The organism is uncultured Desulfovibrio sp. (assembly GCF_944327235.1).
In the GTDB taxonomy this organism is placed as follows: domain Bacteria; phylum Desulfobacterota; class Desulfovibrionia; order Desulfovibrionales; family Desulfovibrionaceae; genus Desulfovibrio.
Map to the genome: position 1 here is coordinate 1 of NZ_CALVHE010000124.1, position 5,283 is coordinate 5,283.

General features: G+C 61.2%; 6 protein-coding genes and 1 tRNA gene. 3 read left to right on the plus strand and 4 right to left on the minus strand.

Features of this window, described 5'->3' with window-relative positions; genetic code table 11:
* Nucleotides 1-75: transfer RNA gene (locus Q0K00_RS11205), tRNA-Gly, on the minus strand.
* Nucleotides 76-165: 90 nt separating this feature from the next.
* Nucleotides 166-1,470, minus strand: a complete 1,305-nt coding sequence (locus tag Q0K00_RS11210) for a phenylacetate--CoA ligase family protein (protein ID WP_297229565.1) — start codon at nucleotides 1,468-1,470, stop codon at nucleotides 166-168.
* Nucleotides 1,471-1,610: 140 nt separating this feature from the next.
* On the opposite strand from Q0K00_RS11210, the gene rsfS reads away from it, so the two are divergent.
* Genes rsfS through Q0K00_RS11225 form a run of 3 tightly spaced genes read left to right on the plus strand, consistent with a single transcriptional unit; the run spans nucleotide 1,611 to nucleotide 3,789 of the window.
* The gene (gene rsfS / locus Q0K00_RS11215) at nucleotides 1,611-2,000 is read left to right on the plus strand and encodes a ribosome silencing factor (RefSeq protein ID WP_297229567.1); all 390 of its coding nucleotides are present in this window, start codon (nucleotides 1,611-1,613) and stop codon (nucleotides 1,998-2,000) included.
* Nucleotides 1,997-3,550, plus strand: a complete 1,554-nt coding sequence (gpmI, locus tag Q0K00_RS11220; protein ID WP_297229570.1) for a 2,3-bisphosphoglycerate-independent phosphoglycerate mutase — start codon at nucleotides 1,997-1,999, stop codon at nucleotides 3,548-3,550. Before rsfS ends, gpmI begins: the two co-directional genes overlap by 4 nt.
* Entirely contained in the window at nucleotides 3,547-3,789 is a 243-nt protein-coding gene (locus Q0K00_RS11225; protein WP_297229572.1) for a hypothetical protein, read from the plus strand. The genes gpmI and Q0K00_RS11225 overlap by 4 nt, the downstream gene beginning before the upstream one ends.
* 289 nt (nucleotides 3,790-4,078) lie before the next feature.
* Here Q0K00_RS11225 and Q0K00_RS11230 read toward each other — a convergent pair whose 3' ends face one another.
* Entirely contained in the window at nucleotides 4,079-4,327 is a 249-nt protein-coding gene (locus Q0K00_RS11230; RefSeq protein ID WP_297229574.1) for a glycine zipper domain-containing protein, read from the minus strand.
* Between the two features lie 22 nt (nucleotides 4,328-4,349).
* Complete coding sequence (locus Q0K00_RS11235) at nucleotides 4,350-4,775, minus strand: hypothetical protein (RefSeq protein ID WP_297229575.1); 426 nt, start codon at nucleotides 4,773-4,775, stop codon at nucleotides 4,350-4,352.
* Nucleotides 4,776-5,283 lie beyond the last annotated feature (508 nt).

Genomic DNA, 5,283 nt, shown 5'->3' on the forward strand with positions numbered 1-5,283 from the left:
TGGAGCGGGAGACGGGATTTGAACCCGCGACTTCAACCTTGGCAAGGTTGCACTCTACCACTGAGTTACTCCCGCTCAACGAAGAGAGACATTACGCTCCCTTCGTCGTTCTGTCAACAAAAGACTTTCATTTTTTCCATTTTTTTCAGAAAAACAAAAAATCGTCTACTTTTCCAGGCGCTTGTCGATGATGCGCTTGGCCTTGCCTTCGGAGCGGTCCAGAGAATGAGGCTCCATGAGGCGCACCTTGGTGCTGACGCCGAGGAATTCCTTGATGGTCTTTTGGATGCGCCCTTCGAGGCTCTGCAGCTTGCGGATCTCGTCGGCAAAGAGGGCTTCGTCCACTTCCACCTGCACTTCCAGCGTATCCAGATTGTGCACGCGGTCCACCACCAGCTGATAATTGGGCGTGAGCCCTTCGCTTTCCATGAGGATGCTTTCGATCTGCTGCGGGAAGACGTTGACCCCGCGGATGATGAGCATGTCGTCCGACCGGCCCTTGATGCGGGTAAGACGCACATGGGTCCGCCCGCAGCGGCAGGGCGTGTAGTCCAGACTCGTGATGTCCCGCGTACGGTAACGGATGAGCGGGATGCCTTCCTTGGTCAGGGTGGTCAGGACGAGTTCGCCCGTTTCCCCGGCGGGCAGCACCTCGCCGGTCACGGGGTCGATGATCTCCGGCAGGAAATGATCCTCCCAGAGATGCATACCGCATTTGGCGTCAAGGCATTCCATGGCCACGCCCGGTCCCATGACCTCGGACAGACCATAGATGTTCATGGCGTTGATGCCCATTTTCTGCTCGATGTCCTGCCGCATCTCTTCGGTCCAGGGCTCCGCGCCGAAAACGCCTGTCCTGAGCGGCAGGTCGCGGAAGTCGATGCCCGCCTCCTGTCCGGCCTCCCAGAGGTGCAGGGCATAGGAAGGGGTGCAGCAGAGGGCGGTAGCGCCGAAATCGCGCAGCAGATAGGCCTGACGGCGCGTGGAACCGCCGGAGGCGGGCACCACCGTCGCGCCGAGGTGCTCGGCCCCGCCGTGCGCCCCGAGGCCGCCTGTGAACAGACCGTACCCATACGCCACATGCACGGTATCCGTATGGTTCACCCCGGCCGCGGCAAGACTGCGGGCCGCCACTTCCGCCCAGGTGTCCAGATCCCGCTGCGTATAGCCCACCACCACGGCCTTGCCTGTCGTGCCGCTGGAGGCGTGCAGGCGGACGATATTGTCGCGCGGCACGGCAAACAGCCCGAAAGGATAGTAGTTGCGCAGATCCTGCTTTTCCGTAAAAGGCAACAGTTTCACATCAGCAAGAGACTTGATGCCGGCAGGCGTGATGCCGGTCTCTTCAAAGCGTTTGCGATAAAAAGGTACATTGGCGTACACGCGGGAACAGAGATCCCGCAGGCGACGCAGCTGCAGGGCTTCGAGCTCCTCGCGGGGGAGGGTTTCCTGGCGGATATTGAACAGCACGGCGCTTCTCCTTGAAAAAAATGGACTGCTCTTGCCATGCCCCAAAAGGGGAAAGCGGTCAAGGGGAAGGAACGTCCCGGCCCGCAACAAGATGCGCGGCGGGATTGCCCTTGCGCGCGCTTTGCGGTATGTGCTTGCTCATGCAAACGACTACGCCCAAAAAATATTCGTTGATGCCCACTCCGGAAAAACTGGCCGTCATGAAGGCCTGGCTGGAGGAGCACAAGGCCCAGCAGGTGGAAAGCATCGATCTGACCGGGAAGGGGGCCTTTACCGACGCCCTGCTGGTCGCCTCGGCCACGTCGGTCAGACACGCCCAAAGCCTTGCCGACGGCATTTCCGCCCTGTGCAGTGAAAACAATTTCGAATACCTGCGCATGGAAGGTTACACGGCCGGCCAGTGGATCCTCGTGGACTGCAACGATATCGTCATCAACATCTTCCAGGAACCCGTGCGCGAGCTCTACAATCTGGAAGCGCTCTGGGGCGACGGCGCGGCGGCCCTGCTCGGACGGGGAGAACTCGCATGAGCCGCCCCGTACCGACCCTGCTGCTCATCCTGGACGGCTGGGGCATTGCCCCCGACGGACCGGGCAACGCACCCTTTGCAGCGGCGACGCCCCGGCTGGATGCCCTGACCGCCTCCTGTCCGCACAGCCGCCTTGCGGCCTCGGGCCGGGAAGTGGGCCTGCCCGCGGGCTACATGGGCAATTCCGAGGTGGGACACCTCAACATCGGCGCCGGGCGCATCATCTATCAGGATATGACCCGCATCGACGTGGCGCTGGAAGATGGTTCCTTTTTCCAGAATGCGGTCCTGCGCGGCCTGCTGGACGCGGTCCGCGCCTCCGGCGGCGTGCTCCATCTGGCCGGTCTGCTTTCCGACGGCGGCGTGCACAGCCATATCCGTCACCTTGAAGCGCTCTGCCGCATGGCCGCCGACGCCGGTGTGCCTGTCCGCATCCACTGCTTCATGGATGGACGCGACACGCCGCCCCAAAGCGGTGTGGACTATGTGCGCCAGCTCGAAGAAGCTGTCCGCCCGCTTGCCGATGTCCGCATCGCCACGCTGACAGGGCGTTTTTACGCCATGGACAGGGACAAGCGCTGGGAACGTGTGGCCGAAGCCTGGAACATGCTCGTACACGGACAGGGGGGGACAGCCCCGGACGCTGTTGCCGCCATGCAGACCTCCTATGCCGCGGGCGTGACGGATGAATTCGTCAAGCCGGTGCGCATGGCGGGCGTCGATCATGCCTGTGTGCAGGATGGAGACGGGATCTTTTTCTTCAACTTCCGGGCAGACCGTATGCGTGAACTGGCGAGAGCCTTCACCGTGGATGATTTCGACGGCTTTGAACGCGGCACACGGCCGCAGCTTTGCGCTGTGGCTTCCATGACGCCGTACGAGGCGGATTTCACCTTCCCTGTGGCCTATCCCAAGGAAGCGGTGCACATGGGGCTTGGCGAGGTGGTTTCCCGCGCGGGCCTGCGGCAGCTCCGTCTGGCCGAAACGGAAAAATACGCCCACGTCACCTACTTCTTCAACGGCGGACGGGAAGAACCCTTTGCCGGAGAGGACCGCATCCTTGTGGAATCGCCGCGTGATGTGGCGACCTATGACCTCAAGCCCGCCATGAGCGCCCGCGAGGTCACGGACAAATTCGTGGAAGCCTGGAACAGCGGTGCATATGATCTTGTGGTCTGCAATCTGGCCAATGGCGACATGGTCGGCCACACCGGCAAGCTGGACGCCGCAGTGCAGGCCTGCACGGTCGTGGACGAATGCGTGGGTCGCATGGCCGATGCCGTCCGGGCGCGTGGCGGCCGCCTGCTGCTCATTGCCGATCACGGGAATTGTGAAGTCATGGTCTCGCCTGACGGCTCTCCGCAGACGGCACATACCACCAATCCCGTGCCCTGCATCCTGCTGGATGCCGCGGGCGGCAGGCCCCTCAGCCTGACCAACGGCAAACTGGCCGATGTGGCGCCCACCATCCTGCGTCTCTGGGATATGGATATCCCGGCGGAAATGAGCGGCACGCCGTTGGTGCAGCCCACTGGGGAGGCGCGGTCATGAGCAGTCCCAAGCGCCCTGTGCAGCCGGTGCCCCCGGTCGCCATGGAGATGATCTTTTTCTATACCTGTCCGCAATGCGGCTGGCACGCCGCTGTGGGCAATCCCACCGAAGCGAAGCTCATTCCCTGTGAGTCCTGCGGTCTGCGCTTTCCCATCATCCCGGTGGAAGAGCATTACCTGCATTTCATGCGCATCATGACCGGTGCTGGCCGCGCCGCTGTCGATCCGGACTTCCTGTAGCCGGGGACACAGCTCCCTTTTCGATCGAACGCACGCACAGGCGGCGGACTTCTCCTGAAGTTTGCCGCCTGTTTCGTTGCTCCGGCATCCGTCCGTCACTGCAAGAAGAGAGGGGGAGGGAGAGTCTTGACGGCCTACATGGCGCATACGCAAGGGCTGGAGTCTTGATGTCCCGCGAGACGGCGGATCGCACGGGACGGTTTGTCACCCGACAAGCTGAACAGGGGAGCCGTACGCAAAAAAGGCGGGCCGAAGCCCGCCTTGCCAAACATCCCAAGAAGGAACGCGCTTACCAGCTATACCGGTTGCGGTGTTCCTGGCTATTGCCCACGATGCCGCCCGCCAGAGCGCCCACGCCAGCACCCGCCAGCGCGCCCCAACCAGCGGAACCGCCGGAAATGGCCGCCACGCCGGCGCCGCCCAGCGCACCGAGAGCCGCGCCGCTGGCCACACCCTGCTGAGTACGGCTCATGTTGGTGCAACCAAGACCGCCAACACACATCACCACGAGCAGAGCGCCCGCAAACAACTTTTTCATAAAAAAACTCCTCAAAGCGGCGCTACTTGGAGGCCGCCAAAGCAGGCTTGATAAGGGAGAACCAGATCACGTTCATCACAGGGATGTCCTGCTTGTCAGGATGCGCGGCATACCAGGCATCGATCTTCTCGATGACCTGATCTCGACTCGTATCCTTCATGGCAGTCATCCACCCCTTTTCAAAGCGGGAAAGATTGGAAGAAGGGGCCTTCCCTTCCTTGGCGGCCTTTTCGGCGGCTTTGCTGTTCACAAAGTATTCCACCGTGATGGCCGTATCAATGCCGAAAAGAAAGGCAGCCTTGTTCTCATGGCTGGTCTGCATCCATACCGTGCCCGTGAACTGATCAACGGGATTGGCAGGCCGTGCGGCTCCTTCCGCAGCCAGTGCGGGCACAGTCCCGGCAGCCAGCGACAAAGCCAGTGCCAAAGCGGCAATGATTTTCTTCACGTTGAGACTCCTTGGTCTGGAGAAACAGCGAAAACATTTCGCCTTCCGCGCCTTCGGCAACCGATGCGCAGGCAGCGGAGTTTCTCTTGATTCTCCTTAGCGCAGAGGCAGGGCATTGGCAAGTCATCCGACGGCGGGCAAATCACAACCTGCCAATATTTCAAGGAGTATATTTTCAGCACATCCCCGTCTTCCGCGCCATGTCTCTTTTCCGTCGCGGACATCGGGCCCCGGCATCCGCCAGGGCCCGGCTGTTTGCTTTTGGCATCCTCGTTCCCTTGCGGGCCGGTTAGCGTATGTTCCGTTTGAAACGGCTTTGCGTTTCAAACCATACGGTCTGGCGTTTCGCGGAAAAACCGCAGTTTTTCCGCTCACTTTCGGCCGGGCGGCGCTGTGCTGCCGCCTCGCGTTTCACCTTTTCAAAGGTGAAACGCTCTAGGGTCAGGACTCATTATTTCCATACGCTTCAAAAAAGAGTAGGTATGGAGACGGAGGTTACCATGTCTAC